Source organism: Nostoc sp. ChiVER01 (assembly GCF_034531155.1).
Taxonomy (GTDB): Bacteria; Cyanobacteriota; Cyanobacteriia; order Cyanobacteriales; family Nostocaceae; genus Nostoc.
In genome coordinates, this window is sequence record NZ_JAVRBS010000013.1 from 13,120 (window position 1) to 34,808 (window position 21,689).

Genomic DNA, 21,689 nt, shown 5'->3' on the forward strand with positions numbered 1-21,689 from the left:
ACTAAATGGTAGAAAATCAATTAAGCCTAACATCAGAAAACTCTAATAAAACTTCAAAAATCCTGCCGATTATCGCAGTAGTAATTGCATTATTAGCTTTATCTTCAACAGCAATATTTATTAAAGTCGCTGTTAGAGAAATGAGCGCTGTTGCTACATTATTTAATCGTTTATGGATAGCCACTATTATCTTTGGCTTATGGAGTGGGATTAACCAAGTACGGACTCAAATTACAGATGATAAACCTGTATTACCACAGCAACCTTATCCAATCAAAGAGATAGCGCTTTTAATTGCAGTGGGTTTAGTTCATGTATTAGGTCGATTATTTTGGACTTGGGCGCTAACTCAGACTGGTGCTGCTAATGCTAATGCCTTGGGTAGCCTCAATCCGCTATTTACTACTTTAGGGGGATGGCTATTTTTTAATCAAATTTTTGGGCGTAAATTTATCATGGGTCTGATCTTAGCCATAATCGGTGCGATCGCTGTTGGATTTGAAGATTTATTGCGTTCCAATAATAATATTACAGGAGATGCTGTTGCTATCATCTCATCGATATTTTATGCAGCAAATTTTTTACTTATTGAGCAAATCAGCAATAAGTTTTCACTTATCACCATCCTTCTGTGGCGCTGTGCGATCGCAACTACATTGATGATCCCAGTAGTACTAATCTTTGAAAAACAAGTTTTTCCAGTTACTTTGTCGGGGTGGTTAGTAGTCTTTGCCCTAGCTGCTATTTGCGAAGCCTTGGGTCATGGGCTAATTGTATACAGCCTCAAAAATTTTTCATCAGGATTTATCTCTTTACTCTTACTACTCAATCCCGTGATTGTTGCGATTCTTGCTTGGATACTTTTCTCGGAAAACTTGAGTATTTTTAACTTGCTAGGGTTGGCTCTAATTGTCGGAGGTATATATTTAGCAATTTCTAATAAAGAATCTATACAATCTAAAGTTAATACCCATATCCAATCTCCAGCAGAAAGTGAATCTTAAAAAGTTTGTAGTAAAGACTTTAGTCCTGATTTATTAAGCACTAAAGTGCTTACTACAAACCTTGAAATACTTGAGTAATGCCAATGAGAAGCTGGTTACAGTTTACCAGTGAATACCTTTTGGGCCGGGCCTGTCATGTAAACCCGTTGGTCTACTTCTGACCATTCAATTTGTAACGGGCCACCTGGTAACTCTACAGTGGCGATGCGATCGCATTTCCCGGTTAACACTCCAGCTACCAAGGAAGCACAAGCACCAGTCCCGCAAGCTAATGTAATTCCAGCCCCCCGTTCCCATACCCGCATTTTCAAATAGTCACGGCGTACCACTTGAATAAATTCGGTATTTATGCGTTGGGGAAAAACTGGGTGATGCTCAAATTTCGGGCCGATGGTTTCTAACTCAATTGCTGCTACATCTTCCACAAAAGTAATGCAGTGGGGATTTCCCATATTTACACAAGTGACATCCCAAGTTTGCCCCGCCACCTCTAAGGGCTGAGAAATGACTTTTTCTTGGGCGGGTGCAAGAGTGGTAGGAATTTCGCTAGCGAGTAACCTTGGTAAACCCATGTCTACTTTAACTTGACCATCAGATAACAGTTGGGGAGTCATTACACCACCCAAAGTATGAATGCGATATGAGTCTTGATTTCGGGATTCCCCTTCTAAATCTGCCAAAAAGCCAGCTAAACAGCGAATGCCATTGCCACACATTTCCGGTTCTGAACCATCAGAATTAAAAATCCGCATGGTGTAGTCAGTGCCCTTTTCTCCAGGCAGGGCAAAAATTACACCATCAGCACCGATACCAAAATGGCGATCGCACAACTCGATGGCTTGCTCTGGAGTCACAACAGGTACTGATGACGAGCGATTGTCAATCAGAATAAAGTCGTTGCCTAGACCATGATACTTAGTAAATTCAATTGCCATTTCTTCAAGGATGAATTATCAAGGATTAGTTACTCTTTATTTTGCCTTGTAGGTTCATCTTTACTAAAAATGCTTACCGAATTTGACACCACTTTACCCAGTATTATCCAAGTCCAAAACCTGATTAAACAAACAACGCCAGTAGAGTTAAAGCTGCTGACTGGTGATGTGCTGACAGGAAAGGTTGTATGGCAAGATCCACAGTGTATCTGTATTGCTGATGCAAACAGTCAGCACACCGTTTGGAAACAAGCGATCGCCTACATCAAGCCGAAAGTAAGTTAGTAGTGAGGCAGAAACATCATAACCTATCGCTTTATCACTTGCTTCAGTCGAATTAAAGATTCGAGCCCACCGCTTAAGCTGTGGGCTTAGAATAAAGATGCCTTGCACCTTGCATGGCGAAGCAATTCTTTACTTATTCTAGGATACAAGCGCACAATTAAAGTTGTGTATTTTTAATTTTATATTTTTAATTGTTTTGTCACTATACTTAGATTTTTGCAGCACAAACCCACCTATTGCGTCCTTGCTCTTTAGCTTTATATAAAGCTTTGTCGGCGGCGTTAATTAAATCTTGAGATGAACTTTTATCTGTTGGTCTTTGAATTGCAACACCTAAACTGACGGTCACAAAATATTGAACGTTATTCTTCTTTTTATGAGGTATCTTTAATTCTTGAATAGATTTTTGAATCAACTTAGTTATCTTAATCGCACCTGATTCGTTCGTATTTGGCAAAACTACAACAAATTCTTCACCACCATAACGAGCTAGTAGATCGGTAGAATGGTTTAATACAGATTGTGCTGCACGAGCAACTTGTATTAAGCATTCATCTCCAGCTAGATGTCCATAAGAATCGTTATAATCTTTGAAATAGTCAATATCAAATATAATTAAAGATAAATAATTTTCACTTAGTCTTAGTCGATTCCACTCCTGAACTAAAAACTGATCGAAACAATGACGGTTGGCGATTTTGGTTAGAGCATCTAGCTTACTAAGTTTTTCTAGCTGAGAATTTGCTATTTCTAAAGCATGATTTGCTTGAGCAAGTTGATTAGCTTGAGAACGGAATTGCTCTAATAATTCAGAATGTTCTAAAGCTACATTAAACTGAGTGGCTAACTGATGGATAAATTGAATTTCTGACTTTTTCCACTCACGCGAACAATGGCACTGATGAACGCATAGCAATCCCCATAGAGTTTTTCCTTTCATTAAAGGTGCAACAATTTGTGCCTTGATTTGAAATTGCTCTAACAGTTGAATGTGGCAATCCTTTAGCCCAGCTTGATAAATATCTGATACTACCTGTATACGCCCTTGATGATAAGCAACTGCATATTTTTCACCAAAACAATGATCCTTTACTTTGATGGCGATTGTAGAATCGTAGTCAGGCAATACATTCTCAGAAACAAATTCACCAGAGGTATAGTTCGATTCCAAGTCAAATCGAAAGATACTGACGCGATCGCTCCGTAGAGCCTTACGAATTTCTCGTACAGTAGTCTTAAACAAGGTGTCTAAATTCAGAGATTCACGAATTTCAGCAACTAAATTAAACAGAATATTCTGTTGCTGATTCGCTTTATACAGTTCTGCTGCTTTTTGTTCTACTTGAGCTAAAAATTCTGCTTGTTTAACTGCAAATCCTAGCTGTGTTGCAATCTGAGACAAAAACTGAATCTCTAATTTTTTCCATTCATGTGGCTGTGAGTGCTGATAAGCAGCAAGCACTCCCCACAGTTTTTTTCCAACAAATATTGGTGCAGTTGCATAAGCTCGAATATGGAACTGTTCTAAAATTTCTAAATGGCATTGAGACAAGTCTGCTGCATAGACATCTGAAGCAACTAAAGTTTCATTATTACGATATCGTCCACCTTGATTTTCTTGTAGATAAGAGTCATTCCAAACTGTATTTTTTCCTAATGTCTCTAGCTCGTCCCATCCAGTCTCTGCAAACTCAAAGTCGCTGACAAATTCTCCACCCCAGTTTTCATAGAAACAATAAACGGCAATTCTCTCAACGCGGAGTAACTTGCAAGTTTCTTTAGTGGTTGTACGAAAAATTGTTTCTAACTCAAGAGAAGCTCGAATTTTGCTAATAACTCGGTAAAGCGCCCTTTCTTGCTCTTCTAGCTGCTGAATTTGAACTTGTTTATCGTGGAGTTGAGTTTCTAAATTACTAACACTAGGCTGTCCTAAAAGCTTACAGAGTAGATTCGCAGATACTTTCGTAATAACACGTAAACCTGTATAAAACATTACGATTATAGTTTCAGTAATATTTAGACATGATAATAGACAGTTACAAAATCTATAAAAACATAATTTTTCGTAGTTTATAGCTATTATCTCGCAAAGAAGTTTCTTGATCGCTTCTCTGTATCTGACTTTTGTCGTTAAATTTTAAAAAGCTTGCTTTTATCACAAATGATTTTGGATAAAGCACAGTATATACAATAATTATTATTATCGCCAAAGTATCTGATAACTGAAAATATGAGATGAAAAAGTATTGTAAAGATAGAATAAATTTGTCAAAGTAAAGCTCAATCTTAGGTAAATTCAATTATCAAACAAGTTAATCAAATTCAGTAAACCGAAAACTTCTGCGATTGATATGATAAAGATAAATGCCCCCATCAGAGATAATACCAATTCTCCAAAAGGAGGCAACAGATATAAATAACGAAAGTCTTACTGCATCTAAGTTTCTTAATTGCGAATTGCGTTAGCGGAGCGGGGCGTTAGCCCATTGCGTAGCTTGCTTCTCGCCTTTGGCGAGTATTGCGAATTGGTATAAGTCACTACTATCCCAAAGGGGCGATCGCTATATTGAGCCACTTAGCTTGCAAAGTCTTAAAGTTCAATCACTCACACTATCGGCAGGTAGAAAGTCTTTGAGCGCTTCTGCCTCAGCAGCTTTGATTATTGGGACAGAAAGGGGTACTGAAGTAGCGATGGCAAATAACTGTTGTAGTTGACTTAGACCTGTCAAACCACCACATAACAATACTTGGTCGCCAACTCGCAAGTCCATGCCGCCATCAGGATAGCGAATAAACTTGCCATCGCGCCGAATTGCCTGTACTTGTACTCCAAACTGCTTGGCGATATCTAAATCTGCAAGGGTTTTACCAAGGGTTGGTGTATCTGCATTAACTGTAACCCACTGACAAGCACTATTTTCTCCGGGAACAGCAGCTTGCCCCTTGGCAAATTCTGCCAAGGCTGCCAGTTCTTCATTTGCTCCCACTACTAGCAAGCGATCGCCTGCTTCCAATTTGGTTTGATTATTGGGATAATCGATTTCATCGCCGTTAGCGCGGCGAATTGCCATCAAACTCGCTCCTGTTAAATAGCGCATATCTGCTTCTTCTATGCTCATGCCAATTAAGGGCGAATCAGATGGTAGAGGATACCAGCGCTGATTTAGATCGCGAGTTGCTTGGCGCAAATCACGAGCAACTTCAGTAGCAGAACGCTCTGGGCGAAAATCTAAATAATGATCGTTGCGGATTTGCTGCATTTCCCGTTGGACGACAGCTGGCGACAACAAGCCTAAGCTAGTTAATAAATGAGTTGCCATTTCTAAGCTGGCTTCAAACTCTGGTTGCACAACTTCTTTCGCTCCCAATTGATACAGCACTTCAATATTTTTATCCTGGGTAGCACGGACAACCAAATCTAATTCTGGGCGCAATTCCAAAGCGCGTTTCAAGCAAAGACGGCTACTCATGGGATCTGGAAGTGCGATCGCCATTCCTTTGGCATGATTCACCCCGGCAGTTTCTAGAACATGTAAACTGACGCAATTGCCATAGACATAAGACACCCCAGCCTCACGTAACTGCTGAATTTGATTCTCTGATTGGTCGATTACTACCACAGGTAGGTCGTGTTGCAGCAATAACTTGACTAAATTCTTGCCGACTCGCCCATAACCGCAGACTACCAAATGGTCTTTAAAAGGCAAATCTTCCGACGCATCCCGTACCTGATCTTCTTGTAAATACGGTTTCAACCAAGGCATTGATTCGGCAAAATTAAATAAAAATGGCACTAACCGCAGGACAAAGGGAGTAAGCATGAGAGTGACTGCGGTGGTTCCCAAAATTAATAAGTATATCTGTCGAGATACCAGTCCCAAAGTTTGCCCTTCGCTGGCGAGAACAAAGGAAAATTCCCCAATTTGCGCCAGTCCCAAACCGGCGATTATCGCTGTTTTCACAGGGTAGCCAAATAGCTTTACCAGGGGCGTGATAATCAAAAATTTACCTACGAAAACCAGTGCCACTAGTCCTAAAATCAATTCCAGGTTGTTCCACAAAAACACTGGGTCGATTAACATGCCAATGGCGGCAAAAAATAAACTGGCAAAAATATCTCGCAGTGGTTCGACATAAGTCAAGGTTTGATCGGCGTATTCCACCTCAGAAATCATCAAACCGGCGACAAATGCCCCCATCTCAATCGATAGCCCTAAATGCTCTGTCAACAGAGCAATGCCCAAGCATAAAGCTACAACTCCTAATAAAAATAGTTCTCGGCTTTCAGTACGGGCTAACAGTTGCAACAAAGGCGGTATCAGCCAAATCCCCGCAGCTATTGCACCAGCAGCGAATAAAGCAATCCACAGCAGTGCTGTCAGCACGGCGATGCCAATGGTTTCTGCGGGTTGGTTAAGGGCTGGTAAAACTGCTAGCATCAGTCCTAGTGCCAAGTCCTGTACTACCAAAATCCCTAGCATCACTTGCCCGTGAGGGGTTTCTGTTTCGTTGCGCTCCATCAAGCACTTGAGGACAACAGCTGTGGAAGACAAGGATAGAATACACCCTAAAAACATGCCCTTAGCAGGTAAGGTTCCCCAGGCTCCGGTTAACCCGCATACCGCAACTGTGACCAAAATTGTCAAAGCAATCTGAAGTCCACCTCCGCCAAGAGCGATCGCTTTTACTTTCTTAAGTTCCGCAAAAGAAAATTCCACACCCAAGGCGAATAGCAAAAAGGCGACACCAAACTGTGCCAGAGTCTCTACTTGAATAAGTTCTTTAATCAATCCCAGTCCGGCTGGGCCAATGATCATCCCACCAATGAGATACCCTAGCAACACGGGTTGTCGCAAAAGTGCCGCCAACAGTCCACCGCAGGCAGCAACGCCTAAAACTAAAACTAAATCAACAATTAACCTAAAATCTTCTTGCACCAGTTTTAAAAGAACTATTTAAGACCTATTAATTCAGCATACAAAGTTTTATGATCTCAGACAGCTTGTTTAGAGTCTATTCATAAAGGAAATCTTAAGAATACTGAATTCAAATTCCTGAAACCCTTACTAGATAGATATTTTACTTAAATTTACAAATTAGCTGTTAGTGAAGGTGCGACAAAATTTTCATATTAGCCATTAAAAAGAGGCAGAGGGCGGGGTGCTGCTCTTGCTGAGGGAAAACTCTTCTCCTTGCCCCCTGCTCCCTGCCTTATAAAGGTAGGTATTTTGTATTTGGCCATATTTTAACTATTTCAGCCGATGCTTAAATCCCGAAACGACCAAACTACGTTAAACACTTGAGAATTTTCTCAACTATTTTCGAGATTCTAAAAAACCTACCTTTGAAAGGAGTAGGGAGTAGGGAATAAGGAATTAGGCTTTTCAATCTGTACGGAGCTTTTCAGAAATCAAATATTAGTCCTATAGATCCGCCAACCTCCTTAAAAAGGCAGGGCTGTTTCATTCGATCTCTTAAAAATTTTGTCAAGAGTATGAGCCAGAAATTTTAAGAATGCCATTAATATCTTGAGATAAGGAAGTTTCCTGAAATACCTTTACCAAAAATAAATACGGTTATACCTTGGGTTTACAGTAGTTTAATCATTGCAATTTTTTTGTAGCTATGACATACTCTAGCTTGTAAATCCATTATTCCTATAGACTTACCGTAGTTTATAAATTGCTTCACAAATCTGCTGCAAGAAATTAATAATGCTTAAAGATGCACAAGGACTAGTAGTTACAACAGATTCAATCAATGCGATCGCAGGAATCAACCATTTTATTGATCAGATGCTTGGTTATGGTAAAGATGCAGAAACAGTAATTTTACAAGCAATTGCAGCAGATCCCACTTGTGCATTAGCTAATGCTTATGCGGCTGCTTATTATCTCACCCAAGAAAACCGCAAAGCTTGGCAGCAAGCTTTACCATATCTGCAAACTGCACAACAGTATTGCACCAAGATTACTGCCAGAGAAAAGTTATATGTGCAAGCAATTTCAGCTTGGGCTAATCAAGAGATTGATGTAGCGATCGCTATTCATGAGGAAATTACCAGTAGGTTTCCCCGTGATTTGATTTCTGTTCAGCAGGGGCAGTATCATTATTTTTATACAGGCAACAAAGATAAATTACTGGAAATCGCCCAAAAAGTTTTACCAAGCAATCCTGAAAATCATTATTTATCCGGCATGGTGGCATTTGGTTTAGAACAGTGTGATCAACTCCCAGCAGCAGAAAAGATGGCACGTCAAGCGATCGCCTTAAATAGATATGATCCTTGGGCGCATCATGCGATCGCTCATGTCATGGAAACTCAGGGAAGAATCGATGAGGGAATAGCTTGGATGGAGAGTTTTGCAGACACCTGGGAAAACTGCAACTCTATGCTCTACACTCACAACTGGTGGCACATTGCACTATATTATTTGCAGTTAGAAAACTACCAGAAAGTCTTCAAACTCTATGATACGCATATTTGGGAACGTGCCAACAAACAATCTCCTAAAGACCAAGTAGGAGCAATTTCATTATTATTGCGCCTAGAATTACGCGGTGTAAATGTCGAGAACCGTTGGCAAAGCATCAGTCCTTATCTTTACAGCCGGATTGATGAACACGCATTACCATTCCAGGATTTGCATTATGTCTATGCTCTTACCAAAGCCGGACACCATGATTGGGTGAGCCAAATGCTTCAGAATATGCAGTATCACACTTTAAATATTAATCCCTTTTTGCGACGGAGTTGGATAGAAGTAGCAATTCCCGCAGCTAGAGGAATGGTAGCTCATGCCAAAGGCGATTTTCACACAACTGTTGCGGAACTGAAACCTGTTTTACCACGCTTGCATGAGATTGGAGGGAGTCATGCACAACGAGTATTATTTGAGCAAGTTTATCAAGATGTGGTTTTGTCAGCACAAAAGCAGAGTTGGGATTATGCCATGTCTTAAACCAATTCGCAATGGGCAACTCTTGGAGACGCTAAAAGCGAACGCCCCGCTACGAAGAGAGCAATTACGTGTTGTAACGGGGATAAAGGCAAGCAGCCCAACACTTGCGGCTTGATAGAAGCCGGGGACTTAAACCCCTGCATTTTGTTAAAAACTGAAGTTGTTATTTCTTACCTAGACAAGCTAACACAAGAGCGATGTCTACGACTGGCTACGCCTACGCTATAAATCTGATTTAATATCTGATAGTCTTTTAATTCCACTACGGCAAAACGCCTGACTCCAAACTGTTCCATGACTGTTTGCAACTCTGCATCTGGTTGGAGTAGTGCTAACTGCATTTGCTGAATTAAAGATATGCCGAGATGCTGTGCTACTACTAAAGGTGGCATCGGGGAAGGCCCCAACACTTCCACCACCCGCAAATGCTGTAATAATTCGGGAAAATCTTTCAATTCCTGTTCTAGCACTACACTATCAATCGATGCACAATCTGCCAATCCCTCAACTACCCAGCGAATTGAATGTTGATGCGAACCTGATTGTAGCGTTTTGCCAAAAAAACTTTCAGGATATTGTTCTTGAATTAATTTATGACAAAGTAAATTATAACCACTGTTAGAGCCAAGGTCATTATAACAAAATGTTTTTTTTGCTAAATCTGCAAACTTTTTGATATTACTATTAGCATTGACAATTACATCTGCATAGTAAATAGGGCGGTTACTATATCGTGATGATTGCATTACTGGCGCAACTAATGTCTGGAATTGATTTAAAACTATTTGACTATACCGAATTAGTGGTAATCCACAAATAAAAGCTAGGTCTATTTGGTCTTCAAATAACCGAGGATCTTCTAAGGGGTCACATTCACCTTGCTGGAGTTGGAATTCTGCTTTTAAAACACGACCTAAATAAGTTGCGATCGCCTGATAGAATCCGAACCAATTGGGAGCCAGATAAGATGTAATTTGCAACTTCTTTTTATAATATATAGCCATTTTTTTTATAGCAGTTTCAGACTGAAAATTCTTTAGAATATTTAGTTTTTCGCCGCTCAAAAATATTCTGGGCGGCGAAAACTTAGGGCAAGATAAAATTCTTTTGACTACCAAAAAGCAACGCTAGGCAGCAACAGGAGTAGCAAATCTAGCATATCGCTCTATGTAAAATTCCTTACTATTAGCGATCCCTACTACAGAATCACGTTGTTTTAAAGCCTTTTTCCATTGACGTAGACGAGTAAATTCCTCTGGTAGTGCAAAACCTCGATGGTGCTTCAGTGCAGCCCAACGTTCAAACCAGGGGTAAAATGTGAAATCAACCAGACTAACGGATTCGCCAAACCAGTAAGGGCCGTCTCCTGATAACTTTCCTAAAGCTTCATTCTCGACAAATTCCAGATGTTTGTATAGTTCTTGTTTAGCTGCTTCTTGCTGTTGGATATCAGGACTACGCAAGAGAGTAGAAAAAGCTGGAACGAATCGAGTATTAGCAAAATCAATCCAGATTCGAGCTTGTGCTTTAGCAATGGGACTGCTAGGTAAAAGCGGCGGATTAGGAAATACTTCGTTGAGATATTCGTTAATTACTGCTGATTCCCAAACTCGGTTATTATTATGTGCGATCGCAGGCACTTTTCCATAAGGAGAAATATCTGTAAATCCCTCAGGTTTGTTCTGCAAATTAATCTCAATCAAGTCAAAGTCAATGCCTTTTTCTTGCAATACCAAGCGCGAACGGTGAGCATAAGGGCAAACAACCGCACTATATATCTTGATTTCAGCCATGTTGATATTCCTGTATAAATAGGATTTGTTTATTAGCTTTGGCAATTAGTTCAATCCAAAATCTAAAATTAAACTAAAGCCAAGGCACTTCTTCAGGTGCATAACGAAAGGCACGGAAGACTGAATTTTGTTCCCCACCAGCTACTGCTGACTTCTCACCAAGATTCCGAACTGCAAAGTGAGGATTGACATATTCCCAAACAATCTCTCCTGTAACTGTCACCTCAAATATGCGACCGAAAGCACCTTCTGTAATTAAAGTGTTGCCATTCGCTAGACGCTGTGCGCCTGATATATACGAACTGAAGAAATTTTGAGGTGGGTTGTCAGTGTACTGCCAAACTATCTCTTTCGTTTGACGGCTTACTTCAATTACACGAGAGAAATTTAACGCAGTGTGACGACGATGTGCGCCATTATCAAAAATTAGGATATTACCGTTAGCTAATTCATTAGGAAAGTGCTGCTGTGCTAATACGTCATCTCCAAGTGTCCAGATAATCTCTCCTGTTTTGCGATCAATAATTACGACGGTAGAGATATTACGAAAGCTGACTATAATATTGCCGTCAGCGAGTTCGCCTACAGTATTGCCATGAGTCCATTCGTGTCGTTGATCTTGGGGAGTGATAGTAAAAATATCTGGATCTAAATGTTCATGAGCGTGCCAAGTCCAAACAATCTCACCCGCAGGAGTAACTTCATAAAGTACATCAGCATAGATATCACCGTCTGCTTCCGTTCCTGCTACACCGCCTTTGATACGGGGAATCAAAGACTGAGGTATCTTTTCAATAGCTAATAAAATCGTGTTACCGTTGTGTAGTCTGCGCCCGTCGTGATGATGATCTGGATGTTTATACTCCCAAATAATATTTCCTTTAGGATCTGCTTCTAAGACAACGCCACCTTTAAAGGCAGCCCACAAAGGAAAATGTGCCGGAATATCTAGCGTTTTCCCATTATAAAAAAGGTTGCCATTGGGTAAAAGATAAGCATATAAACCCGGTGAATATGGCAGATTCCATTGATGTACTATTTCTCCTTCTAGATTCAGAAGATATACTTCTCCGTTACCTGTAAGTGGTGTAAAAAGGGTATAACCTTTGAATACTTTGTCAGGATTATAAGCTCTTAAACCAGTACCACGGCGACGAATAGTATTTTGGTCAACTGATGCTGTTGCGATCGTCATAATTTTAAGGGTACTAGAGACTATTTTTAAACCCAAATTTGCATTATTTTGTTGGGTGGCGCTACGCTTAACCCAACCTACTTTTCTTTTAATTTTTAATTGTTAAGGTGCTGGGTTCGGATATTGAGTATGAACTGAATCCAATTCAGCCAATATATCTTTATCAAGAACTACATTGATGCTTTCTATATTCTCTTTAAGTTGTTCTAGTGTAGTAGCACCAATAATCGTACTGGCGACAAACCAACGACTCCGCACAAATGCGATCGCTAATTGTGCAGGGCTTAGTTGATGGCGTTTGGCAATTTCTACATAAGCTGCTACTGCTTTGCTAACATTTGGTTTTAAATATCGCTGACCAAAGTTTTCAAATAAAGTAACTCTTGCTTTCTCTGGTTTACCGTTGAGGTATTTACCAGTTAAATAGCCAAATCCCAAAGGGCTATAAGCTAGTAAAGGAACGTTTTCGTAATAAACTGCTTCTGCAAGTGCGCCATCAAAAACTCTATTGAGTAAATTGTAAGCATTTTGAATAGAAACAACTTTAGGTAATCCTAATTGTTTAGCTACATGGCTAAATTGTGCAATGCCCCAAGGAGTTTCATTACTTAAGCCGATATAGCGAATTTTACCTGCATTTATGACATCGGCAAAAACTTCTAGTTGTTCAGTTATGGGAACTGTTTCCCCGACTTGATTAGGGTCGAAAACTGTTTGTCCAAAACGTGGTACATAACGGTCTGGCCAATGGATTTGATATAAATCAATATAGTCTGTTTGCAATCTTTTGAGACTATCATCTACAGCTTGTTTGATATTATCCCGATCAATGGCTTTAGCTCCATCACGTAGCCATTTAAAGCCGCGACCAGGCCCTGCAATTTTAGTAGCGACTATTAGTTGATCTCGCTGCTGATGTTTTAACCATTCTCCAATATAAGTTTCGGTTAAGCCGTATGTTTCAGCACTGACTGGTACTGGATACATCTCAGCCGCATCAATGAAGTTAATTCCCTGTTTAATGGCATAATCTAGCTGCTGATGGGCTTCTTCAATAGTATTTTGCTGCCCATAAGTCATTGTGCCAAGGCAAATTTCGGAAATTTTTAGGTCACTATTACCTAGTTGATTGTATTGCATATTTCTGAATTATTTTTTAAATTTAACAAAGTTTTTACGCAATTGCTATTAAAAAGTAAATTACCCCTTGTTCAGTAGATTAGTGCTGTTTGCAGAAATAATTGAGAATTATTTAAATAATACTACGTTATCTCTACCGAATTATCGGATTAATAAATAAATTTACAAATTTATACTCAAAATATTTTACTAGGGTTAGCGATCGCCATCCCCAACATCAACATTATAATTAGTCTAAAAACGACTATAAAAGTAGAGTATGACAATCTTACAACTTGTAAATAAAGAGCTTTCAGAAGTTCCCGTCATTGATATTAGTACATTAGTCTCTCAAACTAGCAACAATTCTGATGTAATTACAGACCAAATTAGACAAGCCTGCCAAGATTACGGTTTCTTCTATATCGTCGGACATGGAGTTGATGAACAACTACAGGAGCAACTAGAACATCTCAGTCAACAATTCTTCGCGCAGGATATAGAAACTAAACTGAAGATTCGTATGGCTCTTGGTGGTAGAGCATGGCGAGGATATTTCCCCGTGGGTAACGAGTTAACATCAGGTAGACCTGACTTAAAAGAAGGTATTTACTTTGGTGCAGAACTAGCAGAAGACCATCCATTTGTGAAAGCTGGTGTACCAATGCACGGTCGAAATCTTTTTCCATCCAATATTCCCCAATTTAGGGAAACAGTGCTGGACTATATAGACTCAATGACCAAACTTGGACACACCCTAATGGCTGGTATTGCTCTAAGTTTGGGGTTAGAAAAATCCTATTTTGCTGAACGTTATACAAAAGATCCATTAATATTATTTCGGATTTTTAATTACCCTCCCAATCCATCATTATCTAAATCTGAATGGGGCGTTGGTGAACATACAGATTATGGAGTATTAACTATACTCAAACAAGATAATGTAGGTGGATTACAAGTCAAATCAAAGTCTGGTTGGATAGATGCACCTCCTATTCCTGGTTCATTCGTATGCAACATTGGGGATATGCTCGATCGCATGACACAAGGATTGTATCGTTCAACACCCCACCGCGTTCAGAACTTATCAACAAATAATCGCCTTTCGTTCCCGTTCTTCTTTGATCCCAATTTCAACGTTGAAGTCAAACCCATTGAATTGAAGGATGTAGTAGTGAATGATGATAAAAGCTATCGCTGGGATAAAGCCAGTGTCCACGAATTTCGCGGGACTTATGGCGATTATCTTTTGAATAAAGTCTCTAAGGTATTTCCAGAACTACAACAAAAAGTGCTTTAGAGAGTCCAAATCAACTTTGATAAGGACGCGGTAATTGGCGCAGTTTATGAGCCGTATCCAATTCGCTATTGTTTTTCCTGCCATATCCCCAACCCAAGAGACGACGATATTCACCCATGATGCCACTTTCAATTAAATCATCCTCATTGACTGCAACGTTGGTATGAGATTGGGGCGCAACATAAAGTGCATCCGCAGGGCAATATGCCTCACACATGAAACAAGTTTGACAGTCTTCCTTGCGGGCGATCGCAGGTGGTTGATTAGGTACAGAGTCAAAGACATTGGTAGGGCAAACTTGGACGCACAAATTGCAATTGATACAAAGTTTATGGCTGACAAGCTCGATCATGATATGCTCCTGCTACAACTTTGATACAGAGGGTGTGGTTTGAGTGGTTTTTGCTGGTGGTGTAGCGATTGCATCCGTAATCCAATCACGCCTTACCCAAAGCTTATCTAAGCCACCTGTTGCTTGGTAATAACGCTGATTTGGATCGGTTTCAGGATAGTCTATGCGAATATGTTCGCTGCGCGTTTCCTTGCGATGTAAGGCGCTAAAATATGCCCATCGTGCTACAGCCGTTAAAGCAGCCGCTCGCCGAGAAAATTCCACATCGCGCACTGTATCTTGTTTCGGGTTGCCTTGTACTTGCTGCCACAGCGTTTCTAATTTGGCGAGAGAATCCAAAAGTCCCTGCTCAGAACGCAAGTAATTCTTCTCCAATGGGAACATCTGGGCTTGTACACCGCGCACGATCGCCTCACTATCGAATGTTTCAGAAGTAGGTGAGGATGACGATGGGCTACGCCCTGCCAAAGGCGATCGCAATCCCACTTGACCAGCAGGACGCGCAACCCGTTCATTTGCATGAGTGCCCAGCCTCTTGGCGAAGTGCGCTGCTCCAACTCCAGCCCATTGCCCTGTGGAGATTGCCCAGGCAGCATTGGGGCCACCACCCCCAGAAGCTAAACCGGCTAAAAACTCCCGCGATGCTGCATCACCGGCAGCGTAGAGACCAGGAACCTTTGTAGCGCAATTATCATTCACAATCCGAATCCCACCTGTACCACGGACTGTACCCTCTAAAACAAGTGTCACAGGCACTCGTTCTGTATATGGGTCAATACCAGCTTTTGTATAGGGTAAAAAAGCAATGAAATGAGACTTTTCAATCACTCCTTTAACTTCCGGTGTGGCTCGATCCAAACGAGCATAAACGGGGCCTTTCAGGAGGGCATTAGGAAGGAATGATGGATCGCGACGGCCATTGATATAACCGCCTAGATCATTGCCTGCTTCATCGGTATAACTAGCCCAGCCAAAGGGAACACCCCTGGTTACAGTGGCATTGAAAGCCGTCGAAATTGCATAGTGATTAGAAGCTTCCATACTAGAAAGTTCGCCGCCGGCTTCCACTGCCATCAGCAATCCATCACCTGTATTGGTATTGCAACCTAATGCTTTACTCAAGAATGCACAACCGCCATTCGCTAAGACTACTGCACCAGCACGAACGGTATAAGTACGATGATTTTGCCTCTGCACACCTCTTGCACCAGCTACTGAGCCGTCGTCAGCCAATAAAAGTTCTAGAGCCGGACTTTGGTCGAAAATCTGCACACCAACACGCAAAAGGTTTTTGCGAAGTACCCGCATATATTCAGGGCCATAATAACTCTGACGCACAGATTCCCCATCTTCTTTAGGGAAACGATAGCCCCAACTTTCTACTAGGGGCAAACTCAGCCAGGTTTTTTCGATAACACGCTCGATCCAACGTGAGTTAGCGAGGTTTTTTCCTGCGCGATAACGCTCCGATAAAACTTTTTCCCAATTCTCTGGAGACGGAGCCATGATGCCGTTACCACTAGCCGCCGCCGCACCACTCGTACCCAGAAAACCTTTATCAACAATGATGACTTTGACACCTTGAGATGCTGCTGCCCAGGCTGCCCATGCTGCGGCAGGGCCACCACCAATTACCAGTACATCAGCAGTTAGTTGTAGTTCATTTTCACTATGGACTGTTAGCAATTCCTTTTCCTCTATAAAGTCTCCAAAGTACAGCAGAATTCAGGAGTCAGAAACCCTCCGACTTTTCGCTGCGTCTGTGCATAAGGCAAATTCATACATTCAATCAGCAACGCCCACAAAATTAATAAACAGAAGTCAGCAATTTATCTATCGCAGCCCGAAACGCCGTTGCTGCACCAGCACTCATATCACGAGGGGCGCAGATGCGATTTCTCAAATATGCGAAAGTAATAGCTCCGACAGCAGCGAATAGGGGATCAACACTACTATTTTTACCACCAGTCCTTCCACCCGATAAGGTATTGCCATTGCCATGAATCAGATAATCAGCCAGTTGTCGCAGGTGAAACTCAACAGCGTCCTTAACTGTGGTAAAGTCACCGTCTGCCGCTATTACTTGGACTCCAGAATTTTTGATAATATCTGCGATCGCAACTTCCCGATTATCGCTCAATCTCTCAGCTGCTTCGGCTCGATATTGAATTTTTTCACTATCTGCTACATCCAGAGGTAAAGGACTTCCAATCGGTTCAACTCCCCATCTGCGACGCAACAATAAATTATTAGTGATATTATCCGACTTCACCCTGTGATAAGCAGGACGCTGATTAAGTGCATCAAACCAAGCATTAATGCGAGGAAAGCGAGGATTTCCTTTGAGGTGATATCCCCGATACACAGGTAAATTAGCCGCCAATCTATCTAGATGGGGGCTATACAGAATGTCTACTAAGCTAAATGTACTGACAAAGTAGGGGCCAGGGTATTTAGCCAAAGCTTGCTCAAGTTCATCTAACTTCGCCTCAAATGCTGCTTGCAATGCCAACTCATCAGCAGCATCTACAGATGCTTCTCTCAGGAATTTGTAAGTAATCTCTCTAAAACCGTTAGTCTCAGCTTCTTCAACTAACTGCCTAGCAACAGCATTTTCCTCTGGATTTTCCGGTAATAATGCTGGATGTGGAAACCTTTCTTCTAAAGCTAAGAGAATATCTTTAGATTCATATACTAAATTTCCCTCAATTTTTGCTGCTGGGACAAGAGTTGTGGGAACTAGGTCAGTGTACCATTTAGGTTTATTACTTAAATCAATAAACTCTGTTGCAAAGGGAATTTCCTTTTCTTCCAGAGCAAACCAAACTCGTTCACAGAAAGGACACCAGGAATTAGTATCTCGATAAAGTAAGACTGGCGGTTCTGTATTTGGCGGAAGTTTATCTAAACTGCTGGGTATTGGTGCAGTAGAAGGAGATTGTCCTGTCCTCTTTACCCTACGCGCAGAGGTATTTTTTCTAGCAGTTTCTAAAACTTCTTCCCAAGTTGACACTGTGTTTTGAATTGACATTTTTTACCTCGCTTTACTAGGAATGCCGGAAAACACAAATAACTGTTGCTCTTTAGGTGCAGCCAAGTTTTCACCAAGGTATCGATTAAGACCAACACCCATATCTCCTGTAGCGGTAAGCTTGAAGTTTACTTCTTCAAATCCAGATGCACTTAAAATTTTCCGCACATTGTCAGAGTAAGTAATACCGTTAGAGTGTCCACGAGTCCAAATGACAAAAGCACCTGGTTTACTCAGAAAACTTAAATTATCTAGTAAGCGATTGAGTTCAGCCTCATCAGCCAGATTGCCAAAGACACCACACACAATCACGATATCTGCTGGTACTGCTCCTACATAGTTTGTGGCAAGAGTTGCATCACCATTGATAAACTCAATTTGCTTGGCTAAACCCAAAGACTCTATACTTGCTCGTCCACGCTCAACTAAATTTGAATTTATTTCAACCAGTCGTGCAGAAACATCCTTCGCACGGGGGTGATTTTTTAAAGTTCCTAATAAATCTCGTCCATCACCCGCGCAAACACTCACTATTCGGATAGCGCCATCTGGTGAGGCATTTAAGCTATAAGCAATATATTCCTGCACGATTTCTAGACGCTGCTGCAATTTTGGCTCAGTGTTGTAGAGGTCGTGCCATTCATACCAATCTTTTGGCATAAGGAGTGATTCCCATTTGATGCACACTGTGTAATTGCAAGCTACAGTTATTTGATAGACTAACCGTAGTTTACAGATGAAGGCAGAGTATCATACACATTCATAGAAAATCAAGCCTGATTTTTTATGAATGTCTTCAGTGCAGTAATTATACGGTATTGAGTTTATGGTATTTATTTTTACATACCCAGTATTACTCAGGAACAACTCTGGTTATAGCTAATACAGAAATTTATAATGATTGATTCTGAGCGATCGCTTAAATTGCTGGCATCTAAATGTTGTACTCTGTTTTTAAAGTTCAATCGACAACTATTTTATAAACTAATGTCACAACCATCAATAACATAGTACGCAACCAAAAAGCGAACGCGAACGAACTGACTAAATAGCAAACAGTTTTCCTCTAGGACAAAGTGCAGATTCAATAGAAGCACGCCTTGCTAAACTCCATATTGTGGCTTGATTTGCTGTAACTACAGGAATCTTTAAATCTGCCTCTAATTCCTCAATCACCTCAAATGTTCTCCATGCCGTACAAGGCAACACAATAGCATCTGCACCTTTGTGAGATACCTCTTTAATAAAAACTGCGACTTCATCGGGTGACTGATGCCAAAGGTAATTCTTTTTTGCTACTTCTTTTGGGCGTTCATCACCTTTAAACCCCACTATTTCAAAAGGCGCTTCACTCAAAAACGTTTTTAGCGTTTGGTTATTCCATTCTGGATAAGGAGTGACTACAGAAATTTTCTTAATCTTTAGATATGCCAACGCTTCTAATAGAGCCAGAGCAGGCACAACAACAGGTACTCCTAGCACCTGCGTCAAACGTTGCTCTAGTTGTTTGGCAAAAACTTGCCCTCGGTAAAAAGTTGCTGTTGTAAAGCCGTATGCTCCAAAATGTACCCCGGCTCTAGCTAATTTTTCTACTTCCTTAACAGCTTCTTCATTGATGTCATCCATTGATTCATAGCTTTCATAAGCGTGTGAGCGTTGAGCAATCACACGATGGCTATGAATACTGACTTGACTGGAAAAAGCAGAGTGAAAGTCAGGCTCAAATGTGGTGTTACCTGCGGGTACTAGCAAGCCAAGACGGATCTGCCTATTAGAGTCAGCTTTTGAGTACATAATAATACCTCTTTTTGACAAGCCTGATTATGTCTAAATATTTATTTAGTTACACTAATAATTAGGTATACATATTTTCAGGAAGACTGTATAATATAGTAACTACGCTAAATCGACCGATAAACTGTAATATATCATTTAACTGACATAGATACCTGCCAGTCAATTATTTAACTGCACCGATCAATCCATCTCACTTTTGTCTTATTGCTTTAGTTGGAGTTGTGCAATCTCAAATAGTTTGTATCCACGATGATTACAAGGAAAAGATTTCATGAGCAACATACAACTGTATTTCGCCAAAGCCTCTACTTTCTCTCAACGGACTCGTGTAGTCTTACTGGAAAAGGGCGTTGACTTCACCCCGATAGAAATTGACTTACAGAACAAACCAGATGGGTACACTCAGATTTCCCACTATGGCAAAGTTCCAGCTATCAAACATGAGGATGTTGTAATTTACGAGTCCGCCATCATCAATGAATATCTAGATGAAGTCTTCCCGGAACCACCTTTGTTACCCCGCGATCCAGCAGCTAAAGCGATCGCTCGCATCTGGATAGACTACGCCAATACTCGCCTTGTCCCAGCTTTTAATAAATTGCTGCGCGGTAAAGATAGCCAAGAACAAGAACTTGGACGAAGAGAGTTCACAGAAGCACTTCTATATATTGAACAAGAAGGATTAGGCAAAGGTGATTACTTGTTAGGAGATCAGTTTAGCCTAGTTGATATCAGCTTCTATCCTTGGTTTGAGCGTTTACCACTCTTAGAACACTTCCGCAAATTTACATTACCAGCAGAAACACCTCGTTTGCAGACATGGTGGAACAGCTTAAGCGATCGCTCCTCAATTCAAGCAGTAGCAAACCCTGTGGACTTCTATTTGCAAAGATTCGCAAAAATTCTCGGTGAACCTGTTCCCGTTGGTGCAGCACAAAAATAGAGCATTGGGATTGACAGAAATTAACCAAAATCCAAAATGGGATAACCTATGAGCTTAAATAACCAAGTTCTAGACAAACCAATTTCCGCAGAACTGCCATACGTAGAGGCTAACCTCAGTTACCTGGTTCCAATGGCAGAAAAACCTGTTAACTATACTTACGAACCACCAGCCGGGATTCCCCGCACGAATGCAACTTATCAGACGCACAAACTGCCAATTTACAATGCTCGTTCTATCTCAGAGAACATCTCGTTAGATCGAGAAGGTTTCGCCTTTACTGGACATAATACTAATGTCCGCAACTTTTACGATGAAGACGAAGTACGCCGCGTCTACTATCCAGAAGCCGAGCAATTGTTAAAAGAAGTCACAGGTGCAACAAAGGTAGTGATATTCGATCACACCCTGCGTAATGCCAGTCAGTCAAAGCCAGGTGAGAATAATATTAAAGAACCTGCCTTGCGCGTACACAACGACTTCACTGCCAAATCTGGCTATACTCGCGCCCATTTGGAACTAGCAGCACGAGGCATAGATGACATTGATGCGCTACTAAAACAACGATTTGCCATCATCAATGTTTGGCGAGCGATCGCACAACCAATCCAAGAGTCACCATTAGCAGTGTGTGACGCGCAAAGTATCGCACCCACAGACATTGTAGCTGGCGATCTTGTGTACCGCGATCGCGTCGGTGAAACTTATGGAATTACGTATAACTCCAAACATAAATGGTTCTACTTTCCGCAAATGCACAGAGACGAAGCACTATTTATCAAATGCTTTGACTCCGCAGAAGACGGACGCGCCCGTTTTGCCGGCCATACAGCCTTTGAAGATCCCACCAGCCCAGCCAACGCTCCCCCAAGAGAAAGCATTGAATTACGAACATTCGTCTTTTACCCGGCATAAATCGCAAAAACTTCTCTCATACTCCTACTCTCTGCGTGAAACAAATTAACCCTTGGAG

18 protein-coding genes are annotated in these 21,689 nt (G+C 41.1%); 6 read left to right on the forward strand and 12 right to left on the reverse strand.

The window, feature by feature from the left end:
- The first annotated feature begins 5 nt into the window (after window positions 1-5).
- Window positions 6-1,004, forward strand: a complete 999-nt coding sequence (locus RMY00_RS17990; RefSeq protein WP_322648832.1) for a DMT family transporter — start codon at window positions 6-8, stop codon at window positions 1,002-1,004.
- Window positions 1,005-1,099: 95 nt separating this feature from the next.
- Here RMY00_RS17990 and dapF read toward each other — a convergent pair whose 3' ends face one another.
- Window positions 1,100-1,939 (reverse strand): diaminopimelate epimerase, encoded by an 840-nt coding sequence (gene dapF, locus RMY00_RS17995; RefSeq protein WP_322648833.1) that lies wholly within the window; start codon window positions 1,937-1,939, stop codon window positions 1,100-1,102.
- A gap of 69 nt (window positions 1,940-2,008) precedes the next feature.
- Between dapF and RMY00_RS18000 the strand changes: the two genes are divergently transcribed.
- Window positions 2,009-2,224 (forward strand): Hfq-related RNA-binding protein, encoded by a 216-nt coding sequence (locus tag RMY00_RS18000; RefSeq protein ID WP_322648834.1) that lies wholly within the window; start codon window positions 2,009-2,011, stop codon window positions 2,222-2,224.
- Window positions 2,225-2,432: 208 nt separating this feature from the next.
- On the opposite strand, the gene RMY00_RS18005 is transcribed toward RMY00_RS18000, so the two are convergent.
- Entirely contained in the window at window positions 2,433-4,217 is a 1,785-nt protein-coding gene (locus RMY00_RS18005) for a diguanylate cyclase domain-containing protein (RefSeq protein ID WP_322648835.1), read from the reverse strand.
- Window positions 4,218-4,821: 604 nt separating this feature from the next.
- Window positions 4,822-7,161, reverse strand: coding sequence for a cation:proton antiporter (locus tag RMY00_RS18010; protein WP_322648836.1), 2,340 nt, complete (start codon window positions 7,159-7,161; stop codon window positions 4,822-4,824).
- Between the two features lie 777 nt (window positions 7,162-7,938).
- Between RMY00_RS18010 and RMY00_RS18015 the strand changes: the two genes are divergently transcribed.
- Complete coding sequence (locus tag RMY00_RS18015; RefSeq protein ID WP_322648837.1) at window positions 7,939-9,186, forward strand: tetratricopeptide repeat protein; 1,248 nt, start codon at window positions 7,939-7,941, stop codon at window positions 9,184-9,186.
- A 170-nt stretch (window positions 9,187-9,356) separates the two neighbouring features.
- On the opposite strand, the gene RMY00_RS18020 is transcribed toward RMY00_RS18015, so the two are convergent.
- From RMY00_RS18020 to RMY00_RS18035, 4 genes are all read right to left on the reverse strand, one after another.
- Window positions 9,357-10,190, reverse strand: a complete 834-nt coding sequence (locus RMY00_RS18020; RefSeq protein ID WP_322648838.1) for a PhnD/SsuA/transferrin family substrate-binding protein — start codon at window positions 10,188-10,190, stop codon at window positions 9,357-9,359.
- A gap of 123 nt (window positions 10,191-10,313) precedes the next feature.
- The gene (locus tag RMY00_RS18025) at window positions 10,314-10,979 is read right to left on the reverse strand and encodes a glutathione S-transferase family protein (protein ID WP_322648839.1); all 666 of its coding nucleotides are present in this window, start codon (window positions 10,977-10,979) and stop codon (window positions 10,314-10,316) included.
- A 73-nt stretch (window positions 10,980-11,052) separates the two neighbouring features.
- Entirely contained in the window at window positions 11,053-12,174 is a 1,122-nt protein-coding gene (locus tag RMY00_RS18030; protein ID WP_322648840.1) for an aryl-sulfate sulfotransferase, read from the reverse strand.
- Between the two features lie 102 nt (window positions 12,175-12,276).
- Window positions 12,277-13,314, reverse strand: coding sequence for an NADP(H)-dependent aldo-keto reductase (locus RMY00_RS18035; RefSeq protein ID WP_322648841.1), 1,038 nt, complete (start codon window positions 13,312-13,314; stop codon window positions 12,277-12,279).
- Window positions 13,315-13,573: 259 nt separating this feature from the next.
- Here RMY00_RS18035 and RMY00_RS18040 point away from each other — a divergent pair, with 259 nt between their 5' ends.
- Window positions 13,574-14,593, forward strand: a complete 1,020-nt coding sequence (locus RMY00_RS18040) for an isopenicillin N synthase family dioxygenase (protein ID WP_322648842.1) — start codon at window positions 13,574-13,576, stop codon at window positions 14,591-14,593.
- A gap of 10 nt (window positions 14,594-14,603) precedes the next feature.
- Here the strand turns inward: RMY00_RS18040 and RMY00_RS18045 are convergent, their stop codons facing one another.
- The 5 genes from RMY00_RS18045 to RMY00_RS18065 all read right to left on the reverse strand — a co-directional run bounded on the left by RMY00_RS18045 (window position 14,604) and on the right by RMY00_RS18065 (window position 19,770).
- Window positions 14,604-14,945, reverse strand: coding sequence for a 4Fe-4S binding protein (locus tag RMY00_RS18045; protein ID WP_322648843.1), 342 nt, complete (start codon window positions 14,943-14,945; stop codon window positions 14,604-14,606).
- 12 nt (window positions 14,946-14,957) lie between these two features.
- The gene (locus RMY00_RS18050; protein ID WP_322648844.1) at window positions 14,958-16,631 is read right to left on the reverse strand and encodes an FAD-binding protein; all 1,674 of its coding nucleotides are present in this window, start codon (window positions 16,629-16,631) and stop codon (window positions 14,958-14,960) included.
- Window positions 16,632-16,752: 121 nt separating this feature from the next.
- Window positions 16,753-17,976, reverse strand: coding sequence for a glutathione S-transferase family protein (locus RMY00_RS18055; protein WP_322648845.1), 1,224 nt, complete (start codon window positions 17,974-17,976; stop codon window positions 16,753-16,755).
- Window positions 17,977-17,979: 3 nt separating this feature from the next.
- Window positions 17,980-18,636: a class I SAM-dependent methyltransferase family protein gene (locus RMY00_RS18060; RefSeq protein ID WP_322648846.1), complete on the reverse strand. Its 657-nt coding sequence runs from the start codon at window positions 18,634-18,636 to the stop codon at window positions 17,980-17,982.
- A gap of 384 nt (window positions 18,637-19,020) precedes the next feature.
- Window positions 19,021-19,770 carry an aspartate/glutamate racemase family protein gene (locus RMY00_RS18065; protein ID WP_322648847.1) on the reverse strand — a complete coding sequence of 250 codons (750 nt, stop codon included), beginning with the start codon at window positions 19,768-19,770 and terminating at the stop codon, window positions 19,021-19,023.
- Window positions 19,771-20,044: 274 nt separating this feature from the next.
- Here RMY00_RS18065 and RMY00_RS18070 point away from each other — a divergent pair, with 274 nt between their 5' ends.
- Window positions 20,045-20,716: a glutathione S-transferase family protein gene (locus RMY00_RS18070; protein ID WP_322648848.1), complete on the forward strand. Its 672-nt coding sequence runs from the start codon at window positions 20,045-20,047 to the stop codon at window positions 20,714-20,716.
- Between the two features lie 48 nt (window positions 20,717-20,764).
- A complete protein-coding gene (locus tag RMY00_RS18075) occupies window positions 20,765-21,631 on the forward strand; it encodes a CmcJ/NvfI family oxidoreductase (RefSeq protein ID WP_322648849.1) in 867 nt (288 codons plus the stop codon).
- Window positions 21,632-21,689 lie beyond the last annotated feature (58 nt).